20 protein-coding genes and 1 pseudogene are annotated in these 23,593 nt (G+C 40.4%); 17 read left to right on the top strand and 4 right to left on the bottom strand.

The features are described from left to right. Positions 1-10: 10 nt before the first annotated feature. The 16 genes and pseudogenes from BLQ13_RS18120 to BLQ13_RS18040 all read left to right on the top strand — a co-directional run bounded on the left by BLQ13_RS18120 (position 11) and on the right by BLQ13_RS18040 (position 15,721). Positions 11-382 (top strand): DUF7674 family protein, encoded by a 372-nt coding sequence (locus BLQ13_RS18120; protein ID WP_090922650.1) that lies wholly within the window; start codon positions 11-13, stop codon positions 380-382. Positions 383-663: 281 nt separating this feature from the next. Then, positions 664-999, top strand: a complete 336-nt coding sequence (locus BLQ13_RS29245; protein ID WP_476739422.1) for a hypothetical protein — start codon at positions 664-666, stop codon at positions 997-999. Positions 1,000-1,041: 42 nt separating this feature from the next. Beyond that, on the top strand, positions 1,042-1,833 hold the full coding sequence (locus tag BLQ13_RS18110; RefSeq protein ID WP_244159362.1) for an RHS repeat-associated core domain-containing protein: 792 nt from the start codon (positions 1,042-1,044) through the stop codon (positions 1,831-1,833). A gap of 18 nt (positions 1,834-1,851) precedes the next feature. Further along, positions 1,852-2,379: a hypothetical protein gene (locus BLQ13_RS18105; RefSeq protein ID WP_090922643.1), complete on the top strand. Its 528-nt coding sequence runs from the start codon at positions 1,852-1,854 to the stop codon at positions 2,377-2,379. Between the two features lie 267 nt (positions 2,380-2,646). Continuing rightward, positions 2,647-3,777, top strand: a pseudogene (locus BLQ13_RS18100) (RHS repeat-associated core domain-containing protein); the annotation flags it as partial. Positions 3,778-3,787: 10 nt separating this feature from the next. After that, entirely contained in the window at positions 3,788-4,147 is a 360-nt protein-coding gene (locus tag BLQ13_RS18095) for a hypothetical protein (RefSeq protein ID WP_090922639.1), read from the top strand. 199 nt (positions 4,148-4,346) lie between these two features. Next, positions 4,347-4,688, top strand: a complete 342-nt coding sequence (locus BLQ13_RS18090; protein WP_090922637.1) for a hypothetical protein — start codon at positions 4,347-4,349, stop codon at positions 4,686-4,688. 395 nt (positions 4,689-5,083) lie between these two features. Beyond that, a complete protein-coding gene (locus tag BLQ13_RS18085; protein WP_139168918.1) occupies positions 5,084-5,512 on the top strand; it encodes a HEAT repeat domain-containing protein in 429 nt (142 codons plus the stop codon). Positions 5,513-5,529: 17 nt separating this feature from the next. Beyond that, positions 5,530-5,907, top strand: coding sequence for a DUF7674 family protein (locus BLQ13_RS18080; RefSeq protein ID WP_090922633.1), 378 nt, complete (start codon positions 5,530-5,532; stop codon positions 5,905-5,907). Between the two features lie 347 nt (positions 5,908-6,254). Continuing rightward, on the top strand, positions 6,255-6,887 hold the full coding sequence (locus BLQ13_RS18075; RefSeq protein ID WP_090922631.1) for a hypothetical protein: 633 nt from the start codon (positions 6,255-6,257) through the stop codon (positions 6,885-6,887). A gap of 148 nt (positions 6,888-7,035) precedes the next feature. Beyond that, the gene (locus BLQ13_RS18070; protein WP_090922629.1) at positions 7,036-8,337 is read left to right on the top strand and encodes a WXG100 family type VII secretion target; all 1,302 of its coding nucleotides are present in this window, start codon (positions 7,036-7,038) and stop codon (positions 8,335-8,337) included. Positions 8,338-8,340: 3 nt separating this feature from the next. Continuing rightward, entirely contained in the window at positions 8,341-8,862 is a 522-nt protein-coding gene (locus BLQ13_RS18065) for a hypothetical protein (protein WP_090922627.1), read from the top strand. 928 nt (positions 8,863-9,790) lie between these two features. Then, positions 9,791-10,318 (top strand): hypothetical protein, encoded by a 528-nt coding sequence (locus BLQ13_RS18060; RefSeq protein ID WP_090922625.1) that lies wholly within the window; start codon positions 9,791-9,793, stop codon positions 10,316-10,318. Continuing rightward, complete coding sequence (locus BLQ13_RS18055) at positions 10,318-10,656, top strand: hypothetical protein (RefSeq protein ID WP_090922623.1); 339 nt, start codon at positions 10,318-10,320, stop codon at positions 10,654-10,656. The genes BLQ13_RS18060 and BLQ13_RS18055 overlap by 1 nt, the downstream gene beginning before the upstream one ends. A gap of 73 nt (positions 10,657-10,729) precedes the next feature. After that, positions 10,730-15,061, top strand: coding sequence for an AVAST type 2 anti-phage system protein Avs2 (gene avs2, locus BLQ13_RS18050; RefSeq protein WP_090922622.1), 4,332 nt, complete (start codon positions 10,730-10,732; stop codon positions 15,059-15,061). 378 nt (positions 15,062-15,439) lie between these two features. Next, positions 15,440-15,721: a DUF6809 family protein gene (locus BLQ13_RS18040; protein WP_090922621.1), complete on the top strand. Its 282-nt coding sequence runs from the start codon at positions 15,440-15,442 to the stop codon at positions 15,719-15,721. Positions 15,722-15,856: 135 nt separating this feature from the next. Here BLQ13_RS18040 and BLQ13_RS18035 read toward each other — a convergent pair whose 3' ends face one another. Together BLQ13_RS18035 and BLQ13_RS18030 are read right to left on the bottom strand one after the other, a co-directional pair. Further along, positions 15,857-17,227, bottom strand: a complete 1,371-nt coding sequence (locus tag BLQ13_RS18035) for a right-handed parallel beta-helix repeat-containing protein (protein ID WP_090922620.1) — start codon at positions 17,225-17,227, stop codon at positions 15,857-15,859. A gap of 578 nt (positions 17,228-17,805) precedes the next feature. Further along, a complete protein-coding gene (locus BLQ13_RS18030; protein ID WP_090922726.1) occupies positions 17,806-19,398 on the bottom strand; it encodes a catalase in 1,593 nt (530 codons plus the stop codon). 197 nt (positions 19,399-19,595) lie between these two features. On the opposite strand from BLQ13_RS18030, the gene BLQ13_RS18025 reads away from it, so the two are divergent. Then, positions 19,596-21,578 (top strand): ATP-dependent DNA helicase, encoded by a 1,983-nt coding sequence (locus tag BLQ13_RS18025; RefSeq protein WP_090922617.1) that lies wholly within the window; start codon positions 19,596-19,598, stop codon positions 21,576-21,578. Positions 21,579-21,796: 218 nt separating this feature from the next. Here BLQ13_RS18025 and cysK read toward each other — a convergent pair whose 3' ends face one another. Continuing rightward, entirely contained in the window at positions 21,797-22,771 is a 975-nt protein-coding gene (cysK, locus tag BLQ13_RS18020; RefSeq protein ID WP_244159361.1) for a cysteine synthase A, read from the bottom strand. Positions 22,772-22,988: 217 nt separating this feature from the next. Next, positions 22,989-23,375 carry a YhjD family protein gene (locus tag BLQ13_RS18015; protein WP_090922615.1) on the bottom strand — a complete coding sequence of 129 codons (387 nt, stop codon included), beginning with the start codon at positions 23,373-23,375 and terminating at the stop codon, positions 22,989-22,991. Between the last annotated feature and the right edge of the window lie 218 nt (positions 23,376-23,593).

The following is a 23,593-nucleotide window of genomic DNA, read 5'->3' as shown; positions in this document are numbered from 1 at the left end:
AGGATGGCAAATGGAAAATGACATTTTAGTAAATCATTTTCTGAAATTGTTCCCTGAATTTCATGATTGTTATATAGAGCACTTAGATTTTAATCAAGAGTTTCTAGCACATGTGTTTTTTGGTGATGAAGTATCTAAACATGTTGAAGATTTGCTTCGTGAAAATAGTGATATAAAACAAATTGAGAAGTTTTTCATTTTTTTTGAATGGATGGCTACTCAAACGGAAATTTATATTGTGCAAGTATTATCCACTACAATATTGTATAATATTGGTGGTGATATACATGTTTTGGAGCAAGCGAAGCGTTATATGAAGCCATATACTAAAAAGCTGTCTCAAGAAATAGAAGATCTGCATTCAGGGAAATATTTTTCATAGAGAAGAGTATAAGTTTCACTTAAATATTATGATTTATGTTGTTGATTTGCAAATTATAACTAGTTTTAATCATTGGGGAATTCCAAGGAATTCCCTTCTTTTTTATGTCATAGTAGAGGATTTGAAGTATGTTTGAGGTTTAAAATGGAGAAGCATGTTTTTTTTAGCAATGGTTTATAGCTTGCTTTATGATAAGAATGGTAATTTTAATAGCGTAATAGGGTTAAAAAGATCAGTATATCCAGATTCCAAATGATCTTATATAGAAATACTATTTAAATATAAATATACTTAGAATACATTGTTCACGACCCTTTTATCATTGTAAGAAATTTAGTAAATCCCTGTCTCAACAACTTGGTGGAAAGATATACAGTTTAAAGGATGCACAGTATACGTATGACAGTCAGAATCGTATGGTTAAAGCTACCGGAGAAGGTAAAACCGTAACCTATAGTTATAACGGCGATGGATTGTTGTACGAACGTACCGAAGGCGAGCAAACCATTCGGTATTACTATGATGAAGAAGCCAAACTGATGGCTGAGGCTATAGTAACATCAGGAAAAGCAGAGCTTACTTACGTTTATATCTATGATTTGTATGGTCAGCTATAGGCTCGTCAGGACAAAAAGACGGGCAAACTGGAATATTACCAGTTGAACGGACATGGAGATGTCGTAGGTCTTGTAGACGATGCAGGCGAAGTTCTGAACAGTTACACTTACGATATCTGGGGTGGACCGTTAACGAGAGAAGAAACGGTACCGAATGTACTTCGATACGCAGGAGAATATTGGGATGATACGGTAGGGCTGCAATACTTGAGAGCTCGCTGGTACGACCCAGGTATGGCCCGTTTCATCGGTGAAGATACTTATGAAGGTGAACTGAATGATCCGCTGAGTCTGAATCTGTATTCTTATGTTCATAACAATCCGTTGAAATATGTGGATCCGAGTGGAGAATCAAAAAGACCAGCTAATAATGCTCATTTAGGTTTGGAAAGTGGTAGTGGCAGTTCCCGTGGGGGACGAACAGTTCCAGGAGGAAGCATGGGTGGCGGTGGAGGTAGAGGAGGTAGCAGTCCTTCTTCTAAACCATCCAAGCCGTCTAAACCGTCTAGCAGTTCAAACGTCACATCTCCTAAATCCACAAATGTTAGACCCGAGGCAGCAGTTAATGGTACAAAGAAACATGGAGTTAAGTGGAAAGAAGGCCCTGCTAGAGCAAAAAGTACTGGAAAACCCCAAGGCCAGTGGGATAAGTATGACATTGATTATGCAGCCAAAATGGCAAACACTCTTAAGCCTGGGGAAAGTAATTTTTTTGATCTTCCTAAGTTCTCAAAATCAGTTGTTCACATGCCAGATGGAAGCATTGTCCGTGCGACAAAAATGTGGCTCCGAAATAATGGAACAGGAACTTGGCATGGGTATCCGATGCCATAATTAAAGGAGGATAATAAAATGGATTTTTGGATTCAATCAAGTGCTCCGAATAGTCTAAAAGTGTATGATGAGAACGATGAGACTCTCTGTGACGCAATAGAAACTGTATTTCCTATGTTAACTGAGAATGCAATAATAGTGTGGAAAACAATCCACATTCCGCTTAGTTACAAATATGATTTAAGCTGTATGATTCATGATATTATAGATATGTTAAACTCTCTGCGTACAGAAGATTCAGGTACAATGATAATACATTGGGGTTCTAATACATTTTCTAATATTTGGGACCTTAATTGGGGAAATAATAATTTGACGATTAATGCTAGGTGGAATAGCGTTCTTGGACACACTGAAGATATATTGAATGCTACTGACCCTCTTTATTGTTCGATACAATCATTTAGAGCCGAGTGGAAGAAAGTATTATATACACTCTTAGAAGCTCTAAAAAAAGGAGGATATGACCAGAGTAATACTCCTGATATAGAGTTTTTGGAATTAGAATATAACTTAATAAATTCAAATGGAATATTGTACGAATAGAACGACTTTAATACCCCTTCTCGACAGGTTGTGAGAATATAGATTGTATTTCTATAAAATCACTACTGAAGTCTCGGGGAAAACTCTCAAAGTAGCCCGTTCGCATTTTCATTAGAACTCAATTGCATTGAAATGGTCTACTATTTTACTGATGAAGACAGCAACTGAGTAAATTCAATGAAAACTTGGGGGATTTATTGTCCCTCAAGTTTTTTTTGTTGATGAGATAAAGAGGTTAAAGCCACTGGAGAGGGTAAAACCGTAAACTATAGCTATAACGGCGATGGATTGTTGTACGAGCGTACCGAAGGCGAGCAAACGATACGTTATTACTATGACGAAGAAGCCAAACTGATGGCTGAGGCTGTAGTATCGTCTGGAAAAGCAGAGCTTACTTACGTTTATATCTATGACTTGTATGGGCAGCTATGGGCCTGGCAAGACAAAAAGACAGGCAAACTGGAATACTACCAGTTGAACGGACATAGAGATGTCGTAGGTCTTGTAGACGATGCAGGCGAAGTTCTGAACAGTTACACGTACGATATCTGGGGCGGACCGTTAACCAAAGAAGAAACGGTACCGAATGTACTTCGATACGCAGGAGAATACTGGGATGACACCGTAGGTCTGCAATACTTGAGAGCTCGCTGGTACGACCCAGGCATGGCCCGTTTCATCGGTGAAGATACGTATGAAGGTGAACTGAATGATCCGCTGAGTCTGAATCTGTATTCTTATGTTCATAACAATCCGTTGAAATATGTGGATCCGAGTGGGCATCGTAAAACATCGACGTATTATGAAATTGAAAAAATGTTGGATGCAGCAATGAAGGGGGATAAATCTTACAAGTCTAGCCTAAACAAAGTCTTTACTAAGGTCTATGGTGATAAAGGTGTTAAATTTGCCAATCTCTATGCACAATTAACTCAAACTAGCGGTGCGTTTATTAATTCTCCATTTTATGCGAATATGGCTAAAGGACAGTTGTTGTCAGCTTATGAAAGCGGACAAGATAGTTATGATGTTAAGGTGGCATGGACCGCAGTAGCCGGTAGTTTTTTGTCTGGACGAGTGGATAGCTCACTTGGGATCAGCGGATCATCTTCATTACTTCTTCCCTCATCTCGTTGGATAGCAAGGCCTACCTTTGATGCTCTAAGAAAACTAGGTTTAAATCAGCAGTTCGCTAGAGCAATGCAAAAAGGGGTGGCTAATGCTAGATTTGGAGATAACGGTATTATCCTCCTATCACAGGCTGAGCAGATAACTCATAAGGGAAATTTATACATTGTTAAATTAAAAGTGGCTAAAGCTCCAAATCACGTGAGAGTATACGGCAGAATGGATGAAAAAGGAAGTCTGATCTTTGATTACCTCAAAACTGGAAAATAGGAGGGGTTATATGGACCTAAATGATCTACAAAAATATTTCAATGAGGCGTATCATTTTGAAAAACTAAAGGAAAATTCAATTATATTCTTCAAAGAAATGATTGATAATTGTCAAAATAATTATTTAAAAGAAGAAGATGATCATTTACCTGATGGCCTAAAATTAAAAGATCTTATCGTGGAGTACAAATGTATTGAGTTAATAATCAATGACCGAAATAGACTTTATCCTTTCTTTAGAGTTTGTCTTGAATTACTTCACCCTAAGACAGAGATCGCGGAATATTATTATGACATTGAGTACACCATTGAAGGGGAACTATCTGACGAATATTTTGGAAATAAGTTTCCAAGAATAGCTAAAAGCTAGAACAAAGAAATATTAAACAAACTAATTTAGCCACAAGTGAGATTATAAACTCCTTGTGGCTCTTTTGACATATAACTTTATATAGAAATTAAAGAAATCAATTCCTGTTCACCATCTATAAGTTGAATTACGACCATCTTGTAGGGTGATTAGGAGATATCTGAAGTGCCTATCCAAAAAAAATTAGGAGCGTGTCTTATTGAATATGTTTAATAAAATAAAATTCTATGAGAGTAATGAAAATGGCGCTATTCATACCTTAGTATCCTTTATAGATATTGAGGTTGAGGAATACTCAATTCAAGATATAGTTAACTTTCTAACTCATTCTCTCGTTGGAGATAAGTTAGAATTAACTGATCATTTTATAATTAAAGAAAGTGAATTTGAAGTGGTTATATTAAATGAAACCAATGAAATGTTCGTAAAGAATCCAGAAAACTATAGAGCAAAAGTAGAAATTGAATCTTTAATTTATCTGATGAATGAAAAAATGTTATACGGATTGAGTAAGGTTAAATCGACCATGAAAATTAAGTGAAGATGTGAATAAGAAATCAAAAAAGTCGCAATTTTTGTGGCTTTTTTTGATATTTTACACTTATTAGTATGGAGTCCCCTTAGAGGTTAGTGTATGTCTTTGGATCGAATCAAAAATACAATTAGGGATAATTACTTGGGCGATATTTTTCTAACAGGACTTTTATGTGAACATTGAATCAACAGTTTTTGGCAAAGAAACCTTTCCGATTGATAAAAAGGATTGGAAAAAGTTAAATATCAGATCCAATATTACATTTTATATGGACTATTGGAACCACAACATTGAACTACTATAAATGGATTCGATTCGTAATAGAATTTTTATAAGGGAGGTTGTATCCAATACACACTACTATCAAGGATTTATTAGATGCAGAGAGGTTCGAGGAAGCAATGACTCGGATTGCTGAGCTGGGAGAAAAAAGAGATCAATCTTCAGTTGAGTTTCTAATTGATATTTTGACCGAAGCCAAGAATGCTCTTGTCAGAAATCAAGTGGCGATCGCACTAAAAGACATTGGAGACAATAGAGCGGTTTATCCGCTAATTGAGGCTCTGTCCAACGCTCAGTTGAGAAGGAGCAGGGGCACTCTGCTATACGCAATGGAAGAAATGCATTATGAGCCTCATATCGAGATCATTGTGGCATTGATTGGAGATACGAGTTTGGAAGTAAGGCTGCAGTCATTTCTATTGTTTGAAAAGGTGGCGGACAAATTAAGCGAGCAGCAGAAGCAGGTTTGCAAAAATGTTATATTGCAGTGCAAAGCTGTAAGTCCAAATGAGATGTTTGATGAGGCGTTGGCTTTGTTAAAGAAGTAACTTAGAGAGAAAATGAGATGGCACATAAAAGTGAAATATCTAGATTGTTTTTAGAAGTATTCCCCGAGTTTGAAGCGGCCTATCAAGAACATATCTCAGAATACAATGAGGAGCTAGCCCATGTTTTTTTCGGCGATCATGTCACTAGTGAAGTAATTAATCAATTGAAGTTGGAAGCATTCAACAGTAAGGCTGTTAAATATTTTGCATTTTTCGAGGATATAGCGAAGGAAGCGGATCTCTATAGTAGACAAGTTCTAACCACAACCATTTTAACAAGAATTGGTGATGACATCACTATATTTAAAGAAGCTCAAAAATATATGGGTGAACGAACCAGACAATTATCGGATGAAGTAGAGTTATTGATTGGAAGGAATGATACTACCAGATGAGACAAAATGTATAAGTAAGGAGAATGATGGATGGAGAAAGATATCTTAATAAGTCAATTTCTAAAACTGTTTCCGGAATTTAATGATCGATATATTGAGCATATGGAGTTTAATCAAGAGTTTCTAGGACATGTATTCTTCGGAGATGAAGTGTCTACTCATGTGGAAAGATAGCTTCAGGGACATAGTGATATTGAACAAATCAAAAAGTTCTTCCTTTTTTTGAATGGATGGCACTACAGAAAAGGTTCTCAGTAGAAATAGAAGATTTACATACTGGAAAGCATTTTTCATGAGAGTGAAGCGAAAGAAAAGGATGGAATGCTGGAGAATGTGGAGGTGAGTGTGTGTCGTGTTGGATCAAATGGATTTGGGGTGCTGCGGTTCTCGTTAATCTAGCCATATTTATTTGGTTTTTAGTTGGTGCTACTTCTAATTTTCAAAAATCACTCGATTTGGTCGGCATGCCGATCATGCTTCTTTGTGGTATACCATCGCTCATGATTAATATGATTTCAGTAGTAATTTTAATAAGGAAATGGCACTCTTCCTTAAGTGTAAGTACCATGATCTATGGCGGGGTATTCATTTTGATATTAATGTTCTGTACTCCAGCGTTTATAAATGCATTAGAACATTCAGTGAAACCAGAGCGAGTAGAAAGTGATCCTGTCAGCCGCACATCGGATCAGAAGTACGAGTACAATCTGGAGATAATCAACATGTCCCAGCGAAATAATCAGGTAAATTTAATTGTAAAAGAGGTCTCTGATCAATCTGTTAAGAAAACGATCCCGCTAGATCTGGATGCGAAAGAGATCGCGGCCATCACAACGGGCCCAGGATCAGATTGGCAGTGGACTGTTCTAGAACCTACAGAAAAACCTGAAATATACAAGCTAACCACTACCGAAAAATTAGGCATGCATAAGGTCTATAGGATTGATGTTGCAGAAGGGCTAACACAAGAAATGAAGTGAATGTGGAGCCGATGTAGGACCCCAGTATGGAAACTCCGCATTGTGAGAGTGGATTCATGAATTGAAATCAGGAAGTTAGCCGGATGAAATTGCCATTAAACTTCTGCTAACATAGATATATCATACACAAAATAAGCGGTGAAATCGGATGAGTACAATCAAAGTAACACCTGAGCAGTTACATCACGTATCCAGTCAGGTGGATCAGGCGAGGCAGCAATTGGAGCATATTCAAGATAATCTCTCCAGGCAGATGATGTTCCTTCAAGCCATGTGGATGGGTGTGACACAGGAGCGCTTTTATGATGATTTTGAGCGGTCGCGTCCCGTACTACAGAAAGCACTGGAGAGTATGGTGTATACTTCGAAAGAGTTAGAGGATATTGCGACACGGTTTGAGAATGCAGATGCGGAGAAAGGGAGTCTGGGCGGTATTATTGGTGCTGTTGGGGCGGCAGCAATGATGAAGAGTTCAGCAAGTGATGCGAGTTCGGGTGATAAGGGCTACCGGATGGCACAAGTCAATATCTATGGTCGGCTGATGTGGATGCCTGTAAACGAAAATGGTGTTCCCGATCAGGCATCTCTGCAAGCTTATGAGAAGGATCAAGGGCATTTGGATATCAACAAGATGCAAGCAGCAGGTCATGTAGAAGAGCCGGGGGAAGATATCAATGCGTTGCAGATTAAAGCTTTTGAAAATCGAATCCATCCTTTTACAGGTGAGCCTGTATCCGATAAGTATGCTCAGATAATGCTGACTTCTCTGAAGTTCAGCCAGATATTTATGGCTTTTCAGATGGTTCGCGGAAGTATGCCGGGACGCAAAGGGCCGTTTCGCTTACCTGCTTCTGATCCGGCTGTGGCAAAGATTAAAAAGAATTTGGAAGCGGCTGAAGCGAGGAAAGGAAATGGTAAGAAGGAAGGTGCCGGCGTTACCGGACAGTCTTCTAATGTTGGTAGTTTAGTTAAAGAAGGAAACAAAACGAAATATACTAATCCAGCTGGTAATGTTCTGCATTGGGATGATCAGCATCCCAAAAATATTAATCGAGACATTGATCAATTGTTAAACAGTAAGGACTCAGGAAAAGCAACTGAAGCCAAAGCAGCTTACGCTGTAAGAGAAAGTAAGGAAGTTACAGCCTTCAGCCAAAAAATTCAAAGGGCTGATGGTAATCCTGCAGGGGATTTTGACGTAGTAACGAAACATGAAATTATTGAAGTTAAAAAATCATTGAAAGCTATCACAGATGTGGAACAGTTTGATAAATACGTGAATGTAAAGCACCAAGATTTCTTTAACTATGAACAGAAGAAGGTCATTTTATATATTGACAAGCCATTGACTAATCCACATCCGAATGATCTGATAAAATTGGAATTAATCAAATCTAAAGATGTTACTGTTGTGAACTCTTTAGATGAACTCAAGGGGGTATTGAAGTAAAATATGGGTACTTCAGCTGTTATTTTAACGAACAAAGATAAATATTCTCCAGAGCAACTCTTGGCTGATACTATTGTTGCAGCTTTTCATTCCGACTCTGCTCTTTATTTCTATAACAACAAAACGTATACAAACGAAGGAGAGTTTTTGTATACAACGCTTAATATCAACCGTAAGTCATTCACAGGGGATAATGAATCCTCATTAATTTTCCATATTCACAGCATAAGTAGCTCGAGTACTGAATTTTATTATCACGAAGATTTAGGTTTAGATACTAGTGAATCCCTATGCCAGGTTGGGCATATTGAAGATATCTATGGTAATCAAGAGTTAATACTTAACTTTATCCATGAATATCTCAAGCTCAATCCTGATGATTATTTTTGGATAGCGGACAATGATTGGGTATACAGCTTGGAGGACATACAAAAACTGAAATCTTTACCGTATGACCCGGATTGGTGTTATCAGAATCCAAAAGACTTACTTTCGAATGATCATAAAAATAATAAAGAATATTGATTAACGTTGCCCAGAAGAGGGAGAGTACATTGGCGATCAGAAAGTGTGTTTTATTGGAGAGCCGCCAGCATATGATGAAGATGTTATGGCAGTGATGGAGCATGATGAATTTTATAACTATTTGATGATTTAAAAATTGAGAAGTATGTGGAGGAGCACCCAGAAGCTAAACAGGAGATTTATTATTTATTAGATAAGTTTGGGTTTACATTCTTAACTCACTGATTGTGAATCATAATTCATTTGCGAGGAACAACGAAAGTTCGTTTATCTTATACGTCCATGGTATTCATAGCCCAAGTATTGGCTGTACAGTTGGGAAGATATACAAGCACTAAAAACATTACCGTATAACCCCGATTAGTGTTATAAAAATCCGAAAGCCACCTTGTGAAAGACTTACGCCTCTAACAACAAGGTGTACCAATAAACGACCAGGCTAGACATTTACTTTCGAAAGCTCTTTCCAACCTGGATGTTGTAAGGAAAGAGCTTTTTTTTCTTACAGAAAATAAACAAAGAAGGTGAAATGATAGTTGATGAAAGTGCTGAATAAAGTATTGCTGGCTACAGTGATAGCCCCTCTCGGGATTCATATGACAGATTGTCGCACTTGGTTTAACAATCTGTCGTATAATAAGAATGTAGTTTGTTAGGAATATTGTTATTGAAACAACTTTTCTCGCAGTTGGTGCTCCAATAAAAAATATATTTTTCGAAACTTTACTTTAAATAGGACGTAGGCAGATTGTAAAACTCCCTAATTAGACAAACGTATTTTAAGTTATACTGTACGTATGTTAAATTTAGTATGATGAAAATAATGTACAATAATTTCCATTGGAAGGGATATTTTTTTTTATTAGAAGTTTCTAGCAACATGAGAATTGGTTGGTGGGAAGCACACATATATGAAAGGAGAACTTGAATGAATACGGAATATAACTTCAAAAATCGAAATGATAGTATACAGGAGGATAGATTAAGATACAAAAGAACTCTAGAAGATGAAATTGATTGGAAAATTATTGATCAACTACATAATGCAACTTTAAATTTTTCAACGAAAAGTTTAGAAATTAAAAAAATGTTTTTAGTATTTATCGGTATTTTGATTCCTGCAATATTGAAATTATCCAACGATACTATGAATTGGTCTATTGTTATAATTATGTATCTTTCTATTTTATCTTTTTGGTTAATTGATAGCTACACTTATTACTATCAAGAAAAGCTAAGAGGTTTGATGGATAATAGATTTATAAATATATCAAAAAGAAATGAAAGAGAATTAATCATTAAAGAAAATATAAAAAGTGGTTTTACTATTGAGCCTAACAGAGTAAAAAAAGTGAGCAAAGTAAAATCAATATTCAATGCTTCGCACTTAATTTATTTTATCATGCTAATTCTTAATATAATATTTCATCTTTTATATTGGAAAGGGTTTTTTTAGTGAGAAAAATTTTCGTTAGTTATACAACTAGGAGTAGTGAAATTAATATAAAAAATTTAGAACTTATAAAAGAGAAGTTAGAGAGATTTACAAATGTTTATGTATATATTGAACTTCTAGACAAAAATAGCTCTAAGAAGCAGGAAAATGTTATTAATGAACTAAGTACAAGTGACTATCTTTTATTATTAGATACTGAATATATAGATAAGTCGATTTGGGTCCAACTCGAATTAGAATATGCTTTAATATTCAATATACCAGTTACTAAATTAAAACCATCTTTTATTTTAGAAGAAACACAAGAATATATACATACAATGAAGAAAATAAAATAAAAGAACTGATGACTAAACTGGTCATACAGAAAATTAAGATTAATATATCATTCTCTATGATGGAGGTAGTATAATGTCACAGTTTAATTGGCTAAACATAAGAAGCTTTAGTAATTCTCAAAATAATGCCTTTGAAGAATTGATATGTCAACTTGCGCGAGAAGAAGATATTTATAGGAAAGTCTCGTTTACTAGGGTAGGTGCACCTGATGGAGGTGTAGAATCATATTGTAAATTAGAAAATGGGGAAGAGTATGGTTGGCAAGCTAAGTATTTTAATTCAATGGGAGACTCCCAATGGAAACAACTAGAAAAATCTTTTAAAACAGCTTTTTTGAAACATCCAAAACTAACAAAATACTATATCTGCATTCCATTAGACAGACAAGATCCAAGAATCGACAATCAAAAATGGTTCATGGATAAATGGAATGACTACATTAGTGAATGGAGTGATTTTGCAAAAATTCAAAGTAGGAATATTGAGTTTGAATATTGGGGAAGTTCTGAACTATTAGCAAGATTATCTCAAGAAAAGCATGCTGGAAAAGTTAGATTTTGGTTTAATGATGAAGAATTTTCTCAGCGGTGGTTTGGTGACAAATTACAGCTAAATATAGATTCTTTGGGACATAGATATACTCCTGAACTAAATTATGAGTTAGAGATTGCGAAAGTTTTTGATGGTGTTGCCAGAGGTAGTGGGTTCAATAATCAGATGGATGAAGTATACAACGAATTTCAAAAAAGAATGAAAAAAGCTATAAGCTTGGTAAGAGAAGAAAGTCTGATTGAATTAAAGAATGAAATAATGCAAATTTATACAAAATTGAACGATTATTACTACGGTATAAACTTCGATGAGATGGAAGATATTGATTTAGAAATGATTAATGATACTTGTAATGAAATTGATAATTTGATTTGGGAGTGTATCGAAAAATTTGAAAAAATAAATTTAAAAGAAAAAGGAGAAAAAAAACAGGAAATAAATAGATATGCGGAAAATAACAAATTTAGTTCAGAAATTAATGATCTAAAGCAAGTTCATACTGCAATAGGTCAGCTTCGAAACTTTGTGGATTCTCCTACGGCTTTGATTGCTAATTCGGGAGTTTTAATTTTAAAGGGTGATGCGGGGATTGGGAAATCTCATCTTTTGGCAGATGTTGCAACAAAAAGAAATGCGGACGGTAACCCTGTTATTCTTTTACTGGGTCAACATTTTATAGATGATCAAAATCCTTGGACGCAAATATTACATAATCAATTACGATTGAATATGAATGAAGAAGAATTTCTTGGAGCCTTGAATTCGAAGGCTCAATCGATGGGTGTAAGGTTATTATTTATCATTGACGCAATAAATGAAGGCCGCGGAAAATATTTCTGGAAAGATCATGTAAAAGGTTTCATAAGAACAATCAGTAAATATAAATGGCTTGGATTAGTTTTAAGTATTCGAACATCCTATGAAAAAGCAATTCTCCCCCTAGATTTAATTACAGAAAAAGAAGCAGTGAGAGTGACTCATTATGGGTTCACGGATGTTGAATATGAAGCTTCCAAGATGTTTTTTGACAACTACAATATTCAGCAACCCAGCATACCATTGCTCCATCCTGAATTTCAAAACCCTTTGTTTTTGAAATTATTTTGTCAAGGACTATTTAAAGCTGGCCTGAATTATATACCAGATGGTTTTGAAGGGATATCAAAAATTTTGAATTTTTTTCTTATAAGTGTTAATAATCGATTAGGTGAACCTAATAGATTTGACTACTCGAATAATATCAATCTTGTACAAAAAGCCATAATGGCAATTATTGCTGAGAAATTGAAGAAGAATTCTCAATACCTACGATTTGAAGAGGCAAATGAAATTGTATGTAGTGAGGTTAAAGAATATACAGAGAAGTGGAGGCAGTTTTTAAACGAACTAATAAATGAAGGAATACTAACTTTAAATCTCTTTTATGTTAGTTCTAATGAGTATGTTAATGGTGTTTATTTTGCTTACGAAAGATTTGATGATCACATTACAGCTTCTTTTCTTCTTGACAAACATTTGAATATCGAAAATCCAATGGAAACTTTTAGAGATAATCCGAATCTAAATGAATTAGTAAAAGATGAAACATCGTGTTACAGAAATAAAGGTCTTATTGAAGCATTTTCAATACAAATTCCAGAAAAGATTGGAATGGAGTTTTTCGAGATAGCTCCGTTTTGTAAATCTTACTATCCAGTGATTGATGCATTCGTGAATGGACTATTGTGGAGAAAAACAAATACTATAAATGAAAATATTATTCCTTATATTAATGAACATGTCTTGAGGAGAAGAGGGACATATGAAACTTTTTGGGATACAGTTCTTCAAGTTTCGTCTAATCCTAAACATTTTTTTAATGGTTATAAGATACACGAACACCTGATGAAGTTCTCCTTGGCTGATCGAGATGCTGAATGGACGCAATATATAAGTCCTCGATTCTCAGGTAATTCTGCTATAAAAAGATTAATTGATTGGGCTTGGACAGAGGAAAATAGAATCTACATTTCTGATGAGTCTGTAAAATTGGCTGCTGTGACTATATCTTGGTTCTTAGTAAGTCCAAATCGCAAACTAAGAGATTATTCTACAAAAGCATTGATTTGTTTGCTTAGAAACAGAATAAACGTGCTTGTTGATGTATTAAGAATGTTTGAGAAGGTCAATGATCCTTATGTATATGAAAGACTTTTTGCGGTTGCATATGGATGTGCCTTAAGAACTGAAAAAAAAATGGATCTTGAGGATCTTTGTAATTATATTTACAGTACTATCTTTGACAAAGAATATATTTATCCACATATATTACTCAGGGACTATTCAAGGGGTGTTATAGAGTATGCGCTTTATTCGGGGATACAACTTAATGTTGACCTCAAAAAGGCAAGTCCTCCTTATAGGAGTGAATGGTATATCAAAAAACCAACTATTAAAGAAATAGATGAATACGATTATGATTATGAATCAAAAGACTTTAAAAATCATTATTGGGCTCAGAAGAATATATTAGACTCTATGACAACTGAATACGGGAGAGGTACTGGAGCCTATGGGGATTTCGGTCGTTATATATTTCAAAGTGCTGTTTCGAATTGGGAAGAACATTTTGACCCTCAAGAGCTAAGTAACATTGCAACTCAAAGAGTATTCGAGCTTGGTTATAATGTTGAAATTCATGGGAAATATGATTTTCATGAAGTTGGAAGTTCGGATAGACATGAGCATTCTAATGAGAGAATTGGGAAAAAATATCAATGGATTGCTTTTCATGAACTTTTAGCTAAATTAACAGATAATTACTCAATGAGTGAAATTGATTATGGTTGGCATGAAGAAAGTGATGATGATTTTGATTTGAATGATTTTGATATAATTGACTGGATAAAATCTTTAGAATCCCTTCCTATACAGAGTTTAGAAAGTGAAAGTGAAGAAGAATTATACCAAGAAAATCAGAGCGAAACTAGTATAAGGTGCAAGAGAAAATATAAAAAAATGGATTATAATGGACCGTGGAATCCATTTGTACGAGACATTGATCCAACTGTATTAATTACTCAGACCAACAAAAATAACAAAAATTATTATTCAAATATTTATGACCTCCCTGAAATTGATTTAGATAAATGGGTGCATGATTTCAAAGAGATTCCTAAACTCAATAATATTTTCTTCACAAGTCAGAATGGAAAAGAATTTATATTGTTAAGTTCTCATATTAAGTGGTTGCGACAAAAAAATGAAGAAGATTATAAAAATAGGCAAGAGTTGTTTGTCAAAACTACAGCATTGTTAGTACCAACAGAGCTAACCACCCAATATTCGGAGAGTAAAAATGTTCACGATTATTCCTACAAGAATCACTGGGAATCAGATTATAAAATTTTTGCTAGTGAATTTTATTGGCATCCAGCATATAAGGAGTATCGTTCTGAAGCGGGAGAGCATCTTGACATAAGTTCGGAAGTTAAAACAACTACTTTTGAATATCGATGGGAAAAAGGATACGATAGATCAATTATTGACTCTGTTAGCTTCTTAATGCCAAGTGAATTTATAGTAAATGAATTGGGGTTATCCCAACATAAGGAAGGGTACTGGTACAATGGTCATAATGAGATCATATGCTATGATGTTGCTTTGGAAGGATACAACCCAGGTTTGTTAATTGAGAAAAATTCACTTGAAAAGATACTGGTTGAAAAAAATATGTCAATTATTTGGGATGTTTATTTAGAAAAAGTGGCTAACAAAGAACTTCATGAATGGAGAATGGTTACTGCTTTGATAGATGGACAAATTACTATTAAAAATATTTATGATGAAGCAAATTGGCCTTTACAATACTGAGTATTTTTAAATTAGAGAGAGATTTCTCCTCAATTAAATATCTTACCTTAATTAATACTCTGCCCAAATTCAACCGAAGAGATGATGCCTCATGACAACTCAAAGAGTACCTAATAAATTAGCCAAGGAAAACTCACCGTACCTGCTGCGACACGCACATAATCCAGTGAACTAGTTCCCTAGGTGGGAAGAAGTTTTTGACAAAGTTAAACAGGAGAATAAACCCATTTTTTTCTATTGAGTATAGCTAATTGTTGATTCACACGTACCTTTCATTTTAGATTCTTTGAAAAAAAGAAAAAAATACTAGCGGGTTTCCCGCTAAATTCCCATCTCACCTCTTCCCATGAGTTACAATCTTCCTGAGGTGGCTATAGCATGAAGGATAACATGTCAAACCTGATCGAAGATTTGTTTCACGGGAACCTGCGGTTGGACGAGTCGATTCACCCTGAACAGACCGAGTATCATAAAATTAACAGCCAAATATCGGACATCATGCAAAACTACAAAACAAGGCTCCCAGATACAGAATACGATGCCTTGGAGCAACTGATCGACTTGATCGGACAGTCCACATCCATGTACGTGGAAGCGGCGTTTGAGCAAGGTTTTCGTACAGGATGCAGACTGATGATTGAGGTTTTAGCCAAACCGTGAGTATCTATCTACCTTATGAGCCAGTAGACAATACACGGCAATTCAAAAATCCCCTTCTCCATTACCACCGATCAGGCTGGCATGGGGGAGGGGATTTTGCTTTGTAAATTATTTTTTTATCTTACCAACCCACAGCTACCGCGCTCCAATATTCTTCCCCGCTGGCGTTCCCGACCCAATCAGGTCACTGCCACCTGCAAGCTTCAGGAAGTTACCCAATACAGGGGTGCCGTCTGCGGCACGGGTTACCGAAGGCACGAGGGAGACAAAGTCGGCTGCGCTGGCGAGCAGGCCTTTGTCGTTAACGCTTTTTTTGTTTTTCCACCAGACGTTAGTACTGCTGACATCGGTTCCGCTGGTTTTGTCACTGGCGCCGCCCTGGAAGGACAAGTTGTTGATGAAGATGTGGGTACCTTTGTCAAAGGCAAAGTTGCTTTGTCCGTTGTTCCATGATGTATTGTTGTTCATCTGAATCGAACCCGGGTTGCTGTTATAGGTAAAGCCATGCTTTTTGTTATTAAACGCAATATTGTTCTCGACAATGTGATTCACGGCAATTTTCTCGCCGCCTAGCTTGAAGCCGTTACCATCACTGTTGGAGGTGGAGGTTCCATCAGCGGTGGCTCCGTTACCGTATGCGATACTGTTGCGGATCGTCACTGCACCGATGGCGCCTGTGTCTGTTTTGCTATAGAGATCCCAGCCATCGTCTACGTTATAAGCGGCAATGCAGCCGTCAAAGACGTTCCCCGGACCGACCGTCAGCTTGGCGGCAAAACCGTCCGCATCCTCGCCGTCATCCGGGTCATAGTTGTTGTGAGAGTAGGAACGAATGACTTCGTTATACGAAGGCCATTCACTTTTGGCAGCCGTTGAAGCATAACGCCCGATCTGAATGCCGGTGTCCCTGTTATGATGCGCTTCGATCTGCTCCAGACGGTTGTAGCTGCCACCGATGAAGATACCGTTATCGCCCGCACCTTTGACTTCAAGACCCTTGACGAACCAGTAGTCTCCGAACATTTGCAATCCCCGATTCGTGGAAGCGAAGGTTTGAGCCGAGAAATCGAAGACAGGTTTTTCCGATCCGTAGGCGACCAGATTTTTGCGCTGTGAGGCGGTGCCGCTGTTGCCGCGTTCAATCGTAATCGTTTGCGAGAAGCTGTAGGTTCCGCCGCGCAGATAGATCGTTTTGCCTGGGGCGATCTGGGTCAGAGCGTTAGCGAGTGACGTTGGACTGTTGATCGTTCCCGGATTGCTGGCAGATCCGTTAGGGGACACGTACAAATCACCCGCAGCCAGCGTAAGATTGGAACTGTTCACCACTGACTCTGATTCTGAGGTATTAGGCAATCCACCTTCCAAAAGTTCTGCGGCACCCACCGAACCACCGCTTAGCAGTAATAGAGGGAACGCAGCACTGAGACAGATGTTAGTCATTTTGGATTTCAGGGAACGCTGGGATCGTGCAGATGCATGAGTAGATGTGGAAGGGAATAATTTCATGATGCAAGCCTCCTTGGTTAATTGGGATAAAATATCGAGCTGGCGGGTAACCGGGTATGGACTGAACAGAGCAGAACAGAACAAGCAGAACAGAGAGTACCTTCAATGAAATCACAATATGATACGTCACTTGCTTCGTCCTACCTGGCTCACTGCCTAAAAGGTATCCACCCGGACACAGCTTCATGGTAAATGTTGTAAACGCTCTCATCAATAATCATTTGATCAGGTCGCGTTTAAGGCAGGCGGGGCAGGGTTAACTGCTCCGAATCCTATCCCTTCCAAAAGAAAAATGTAATCCGATCATTGGCTGATCGCCTTTTTTTAACGAACCATCGTCCGAAATGAACGTGAATATGCCTGTTTTTCCTGAGCTGATCACACGAGACTTATCCCGAATCCACCGCTTTGAACCTCATTTTCTCCAAAATCAACAGCTGTCACGTAACAAAAAGCCCCATAAGCGGCTGCCAACACTGGCACCCAGACTCATGGAGCGATGCTTCATCTAACTTTTTAAGCAATAATTCTCATCCAGTTATGGATAATACTCGTTCAGCTCATCTAATTCCAATTAATTAATACCCATCCGTCTCCCGACTACGTTTTGCAGCCTGCTCAACGCTCGGATCATACTTCGGCTGCACTGTTTCACTATCGTCTGTGGATACAGCAGCCAGTCCTTCCGCCACACGTCGCCCGTAATCCGCATCCGCTTGGGTAAAATAAGAGATCATGCGCTCCCGGATATCCGGTTTGCATTGGGCCAATGCGCCGACCATGTTGCTGATTAACTCATCCCGCTCCCAGTCCTCGAACGCCCGGTACGTATCCCCGGCTTGCCCAAAATCATTCGTACGCTCAATTTTCTCCCGCACCAGATGGCCTTCCACCAGCGGTTCATGCTCCTTGCCGCGCGGTTGAGCTTCCGTTAATCCCCCGAGCGAAGAAGGCTCGTAATTCACATGTGGATTTTGACCCGGTGCCCGGTCCACTTTATACTGCATCTGCCCGCCGCTTTGATTGGTGGCTACCCGGTTCTTCGGCGCATTCACGGGCAGTTGCAGATAGTTTGCACCCACCCGGTGACGCTGGGTATCCGAATAGGAGAAGGTACGTCCTTGCAGCAGCTTGTCATCCGAGAAATCAAGCCCGTCCACCAGCACACCCGTCCCGAATGCGGCCTGCTCCACTTCATTAAAATAATCCTCGGGATTGCGATTCAACGTCATTTTACCTACAGGCAGAAACGGAAACTGATCCTGCGGCCACAGCTTGGTCGGGTCCAGCGGGTCAAAGTCCAGCTCCGGATGTTCGCCATCCTCCATCACCTGAACGCATAGCTCCCATTCCGGATAGTTACCCTGTTCAATCGCATGATACAGATCGAGTGTGGCGTGATTGAAATTCTGGCCTTGAATTTCACTAGCGTCCTTCTGCAGCAGGTTGCGAATGCCTTGTTTCAACGGTTCCCAGTGGTATTTGATGAGCACACCTTTGCCGTCCTGGTTCACCCATTTGTATGTATTTACGCCTGACCCCTGCATTTGCCGATAATTCGCCGGAATGCCCCACGGTGAGAAGAGAAAGGTCACCATATGTGTCGCTTCGGGACTGAGGGAGACAAAATCGAAAAACCGCTCCATATCCTGTGCGTTAGTCAGTGGGTCGGGTTTGAAGGCATGCACCATATCCGGGAATTTGAGCGGGTCGCGGATGAAAAAGATTTTCAGATTGTTGCCGACGAGATCCCAGTTGCCGTCTTCGGTATAGAATTTAACGGCAAATCCGCGCGGGTCCCGCAGCGTCTCCGGGGAATGCCCGCCATGGATGACGGTCGAGAAGCGTACGAACACGGGCGTTTGTTTGCCTTTTTCCTGAAAAAGACGTGCTCTGGTGTACTTCGATACGGGTTCATTACCAGCCGTTCCATACGCTTCAAATACGCCATGAGCGCCAGCCCCACGGGCATGCACGACCCGTTCCGGGATACGCTCGCGGTCGAAGTGTGTAATTTTTTCGAGAAAGTGATAGTTCTCCAGTGTGGTCGGTCCGCGGTTGCCCACGGTTCGTACGTTCTGATTGTCGGTAATCGGATGGCCCTGCCGATCCGTCAACGTTTCGTTGGATGGGTCTGAGGAATGGCCGGATGGTGAAGAATGTTTATCCATGGAGCGGTATACCACCTTTCCTAAAGTTGGATTCATGTATATTTTTTCCTAGTGGTCAACATCTATACATAGCCCTATCCAAGCTTCTCCGTTAACCAAGTAAAAAAAAGCTTGTCTCCTGATCCATCACATGCGATAATTAACTTTTGCCCTGCGGACTTTTTTGAACGGAAAAGGAAAGAGGACCGCGTCTAAGAATGGAGGCTGACCCAGGATTGTCTACACAACGTTACCCTTTTGCATATGATCCGGCTGAACCTTTTGTATCCCGTCTGGGAGAGTGGGTGGCCGATGTGTTTTATGATATTTTGCCAGAGTCCGGCTTCGAGGTACGGGACGAACAGATTTTTATGGCGTACCAGCTCGAACGGGCCTATGGAGATAAAAAGACGATTATGGCTGAGGCCGGCGTAGGAACAGGTAAAACACTCGTTTATCTGCTCTACGCGGTTTGTTATGCACGTTATTCGGGCAAACCGGCGGTGATCGCCTGTGCCGATGAGTCATTGATTGAACAGCTGGTGAAGCCGGGCGGAGATATTGCGAAGCTCGCTGAACATTTGGATTTGCAAGTGGATGCACGTCTGGGTAAGTCGCCAGATCAATACGTCTGTCTGAACAAGCTGAGTGCCGTCCGATTCGCCGATGAGGATGCGCCAGTGATTGAAGAGGTGTACGAGAGCCTGCCGGAATTCGTGAACACGCCGGGAACACTTCAGGCGTTTCATCCGTATGGTGACCGCAAACAGTACCCGCATCTGAACGACCGCCAGTGGAACAAGATTAACTGGGATCCGTTTCAGGATTGTTTCGTGTGTCCAAAAAGACAACGCTGCGGCCTGACGCTGTCGCGTGATCATTACCGTCGTTCCAAAGACATCATTATCTGTTCCCATGATTACTACATGGAGCATGTATGGACCTATGATGCGCGCAAGCGTGAGGGACAACTGCCATTGTTGCCTGACCACAGCTCGGTTGTATTTGATGAAGGGCATTTGCTGGAAGAAGCCGCATTGAACGCTCTAAGTTACAAGTTGAAACACCGCATCTTCGAGGAACTGGTCACGCGTCTACTCGAAGGGGAGATTCGTGAAACCCTTGCCGAGCGTGTAGATGAAGCAATTGAGAGCAGTGAGCGATTGTTCCGCCTGCTGGATACGTATACGGTGGCGATTCCCGGCTCGGAGCGGAAGGAAGTTCGGGTAGAAGCACCACTGTTGCAAGAGATCGAACGGTTGAACAGTGTGCTGGATGCAATTGGCGAAGAGCTGGTATTCGAGAGTGGATTATTCTCGCTGGACGGGTACCAGATGCGTGTCGTGGAAGAACATCTGGATATGATCCAGACAGCGTTGTCTCTGTTCCGCAAGGCGGATGGTTATATCTGTTGGGCGGAAGAGAGCGAGGATGAGACTACGTTATCCATTATGCCGCGTACCGTGAAGGAAATCTTGAACGAGCGTGTGTTCAACACCGGTATTCCAATTGTCTTTTCATCGGCTACGCTGTCCGTGGACAACTCATTCCGGTATGTGGCAGGTAGTCTGGGGATTGAGGATTTTGTATCGTTCTCGGTGGCTTCTCCGTACGACTACGCAGATAAAATGCAGATGAAAATTGCCGAACAAGCTGTCCCCGGTCATGCAGAGAACGAAAACCGTTTGCGTGATGCGGCGGCTTTGCTCCAGGAGAGCGGCGGTCGGGCATTGATCCTGTTCCGTACGATGGAGGAGCTACGCGCGTTCAAGCAGGATATCGTGCATGTTCCAGAAGCGCAGGGATTGCGTTTTATGTATGAAGGGGATCGGGAGATCAGTGACCTGATCGCGGCGTTCCAGCAGGATGAGGAAAGTGTGCTGTGCTCTGTCAATCTGTGGGAAGGTCTGGACGTTCCAGGGCCATCGTTATCCAACGTGATGATCTGGTCGCTTCCGTATCCACCGCAGGACCCGGTATTCAATGCCAAACGGAATGCATCAGCTTCGCCATATGAAGAGATCGATCTGCCGTATATGCTACTGCGTGTGAAGCAGGGTCTTGGACGTCTCATTCGCACAAGTAGTGATTCCGGTTCAGCCGCGATCCTGGATGAGTCGATCTATACCCAGAAGGAAGCCAAAGACCGCATTGCCGCTCTGCTTCCCGAAGGTGTGGAATGGACAACCTTGGCACATTAATCGATGTAGATCACATATAGATTTCATACGAAAATAAAAATAAGCTCCTGTTCACTGGGATACATGATCCGAGGTGAGCAGGGGCTTATTTGTTTTGATTTTCTATTCGGTTATTCATTTGGTTCTCGATTTTGTTATGCAATATGGACTAAGAGCTTGAGTAGATGATGCAGAGAAATAATAGATTGTCGAGTTAAGGATCGTTGCCTTCGGCCTTGTTAAAAAATACCCATGCTCAGATACCGTTCCCCGGTATCCGGCGCAATGCAGAGCACCCGGTGCCCCGGCCCCAGTTCCTTCGCGATGCGAAGGGCGGCCCACACCGAAGCGCCAGAGGAAGGGCCGAGTAGCAGCCCTTCCCGGGCAGCAAGCTGCCGCATCGTATCCAGTGCGTCCTCATCGGACACCTGGATGATGGCATCCCATACGTCGGTATTCAAGATGTCCGGAATGAAGCCCGGACTTGTACCGACGAGCTTGTGCGGTCCAGGCTCGCCGCCGGACAGCACCGGGGAACCTTGCGGCTCCACCGCATAGATGCGGAGGGCGGGGAGCTGCTTGCGCAGCTCTTCGCCTGTTCCGGTGATCGTGCCGCCGGTTCCGGCTGTAGCGATGAAGGCGTCTAGCCTGCCATCCATCTGCTCCATAATCTCGGGTGTTGTCGTGATCCGGTGAATATCCGGATTCGCCTGATTCTCGAACTGCTGCGGAATGAAACTGCCCGGCAGTTCAGCATGAAGTTCCTTCGCTTTGCGAATCGCTCCAGGCATCCGCTCCGCAGCAGGCGTAAGTACAACCTCAGCACCGTAAGCCTTCAAAATGTTGATCCGTTCCTTGGACATGTTGTCTGGCATGATGAGGATCGCTTTGTATCCTTTGGCCGCAGCATTCATCGCAAGGCCAATTCCGGTATTGCCGCTGGTCGGTTCGATAATGGTTGCCCCAGGCTGAAGCAATCCGTCTCGTTCAGCCTGAGCGATCAGGTTGTAGGCGGCACGATCCTTGACGCTGCCGCTTGGGTTGAAATACTCCAGCTTGACGAACACGTCAGCGGAGTCACTGCCTGTGAGCCTGCTGAGTCGAACCGCAGGGGTCTGGCCGATCAGTTCAGTCACATCTGAGGCTACGAGCGGATGTGGATTTGTATTATTTTTCAAAAATGAAGGTGAATGCGAATTTGAACTTCTATTCATAAAGTACAGCTCCTTGATTGAAAAGACGTTTAAGTTATATCCGTTTCCCATATTGGAATGGTTGGATATGTCTTCTCCATCTTAATGACAGAGCACGCAATGGTCAACCTGTTCAGCAGTCACTTGCCTGGAATATGGAGTCTCGGCAGAGCCTTGCTTCTTTCATCTGCTGGCTTGGGAACCAATCGCGCCTCCATACCTCGGGAACCAATCATACTCAAGTTTGGGTCAGATCCATCTGAAGATGGCGACTTAGCTCTTTTTTAACCTCATTACGTGCAAATGTCCAGAGCATATAGAACCGCTGTCCGTATCCTCTGCACAAATAAACGGTTTCGATGCCATCCTTTCCCCGCGTTTCCTCCAGAACTTTCACGCCACGGGTTCTCATTTGTTTGCGCAGTCCGAGCATCTCCTGAAGTACCTCATTCTGAATACGGGTCAGCGACAGAATATAGACCTCGGGCATTTTCAGAAGCAGCGTATCCAGTGTTCGAATATCCCGTTCCAGTACATCCAGCAAAAGGGTGCGTACGACCATACCTTTGATCAGGCGGTGATCTTCATCGGAAGGGGTGGGGGCGGAAGTAGAAGAGGATGTCATGGCAATTCACTTCCTTAGCCTATAATTGGAATTTAATGTTTACAGAACATGTGTTCCTATATTATAATCAATATATGCAAAAGATAACCGTTATACAACCGAGAAATAATGGAAATGAGTTTGCTCTCCATTTTTAATCGTTTATATAGAAACCCAAGTTGTAAGGCGAATGCATCATTCATCTCAATGAAGTCTAATTGCCAAGTAAGAGCACATGA

The organism is Paenibacillus polysaccharolyticus (assembly GCF_900102085.1).
Taxonomy (GTDB): Bacteria; Bacillota; Bacilli; order Paenibacillales; family Paenibacillaceae; genus Paenibacillus; species Paenibacillus polysaccharolyticus.
The sequence above is the reverse complement of the archived record's forward strand: the minus strand, read 5'-3'. Positions and strand labels throughout refer to the sequence as shown.

Coding starts and splice junctions, on each gene's coding strand:
- BLQ13_RS18120 (WP_090922650.1), top strand. CDS start 11: ATGGAAAATGACATTTTAGTAAATCATTTTCTGAAATTGTTCCCTGAA.
- BLQ13_RS18105 (WP_090922643.1), top strand. CDS start 1,852: ATGGATTTTTGGATTCAATCAAGTGCTCCGAATAGTCTAAAAGTGTAT.
- BLQ13_RS18095 (WP_090922639.1), top strand. CDS start 3,788: ATGGACCTAAATGATCTACAAAAATATTTCAATGAGGCGTATCATTTT.
- BLQ13_RS18085 (WP_139168918.1), top strand. CDS start 5,084: ATGACTCGGATTGCTGAGCTGGGAGAAAAAAGAGATCAATCTTCAGTT.
- BLQ13_RS18080 (WP_090922633.1), top strand. CDS start 5,530: ATGGCACATAAAAGTGAAATATCTAGATTGTTTTTAGAAGTATTCCCC.
- BLQ13_RS18070 (WP_090922629.1), top strand. CDS start 7,036: ATGAGTACAATCAAAGTAACACCTGAGCAGTTACATCACGTATCCAGT.
- BLQ13_RS18065 (WP_090922627.1), top strand. CDS start 8,341: ATGGGTACTTCAGCTGTTATTTTAACGAACAAAGATAAATATTCTCCA.
- BLQ13_RS18060 (WP_090922625.1), top strand. CDS start 9,791: ATGAATACGGAATATAACTTCAAAAATCGAAATGATAGTATACAGGAG.
- avs2 (WP_090922622.1), top strand. CDS start 10,730: ATGTCACAGTTTAATTGGCTAAACATAAGAAGCTTTAGTAATTCTCAA.
- BLQ13_RS18040 (WP_090922621.1), top strand. CDS start 15,440: ATGAAGGATAACATGTCAAACCTGATCGAAGATTTGTTTCACGGGAAC.
- BLQ13_RS18035 (WP_090922620.1), bottom strand. CDS start 17,227: ATGAAATTATTCCCTTCCACATCTACTCATGCATCTGCACGATCCCAG.
- BLQ13_RS18030 (WP_090922726.1), bottom strand. CDS start 19,398: ATGGATAAACATTCTTCACCATCCGGCCATTCCTCAGACCCATCCAAC.
- BLQ13_RS18025 (WP_090922617.1), top strand. CDS start 19,596: ATGGAGGCTGACCCAGGATTGTCTACACAACGTTACCCTTTTGCATAT.
- cysK (WP_244159361.1), bottom strand. CDS start 22,771: ATGAATAGAAGTTCAAATTCGCATTCACCTTCATTTTTGAAAAATAAT.
- BLQ13_RS18015 (WP_090922615.1), bottom strand. CDS start 23,375: ATGACATCCTCTTCTACTTCCGCCCCCACCCCTTCCGATGAAGATCAC.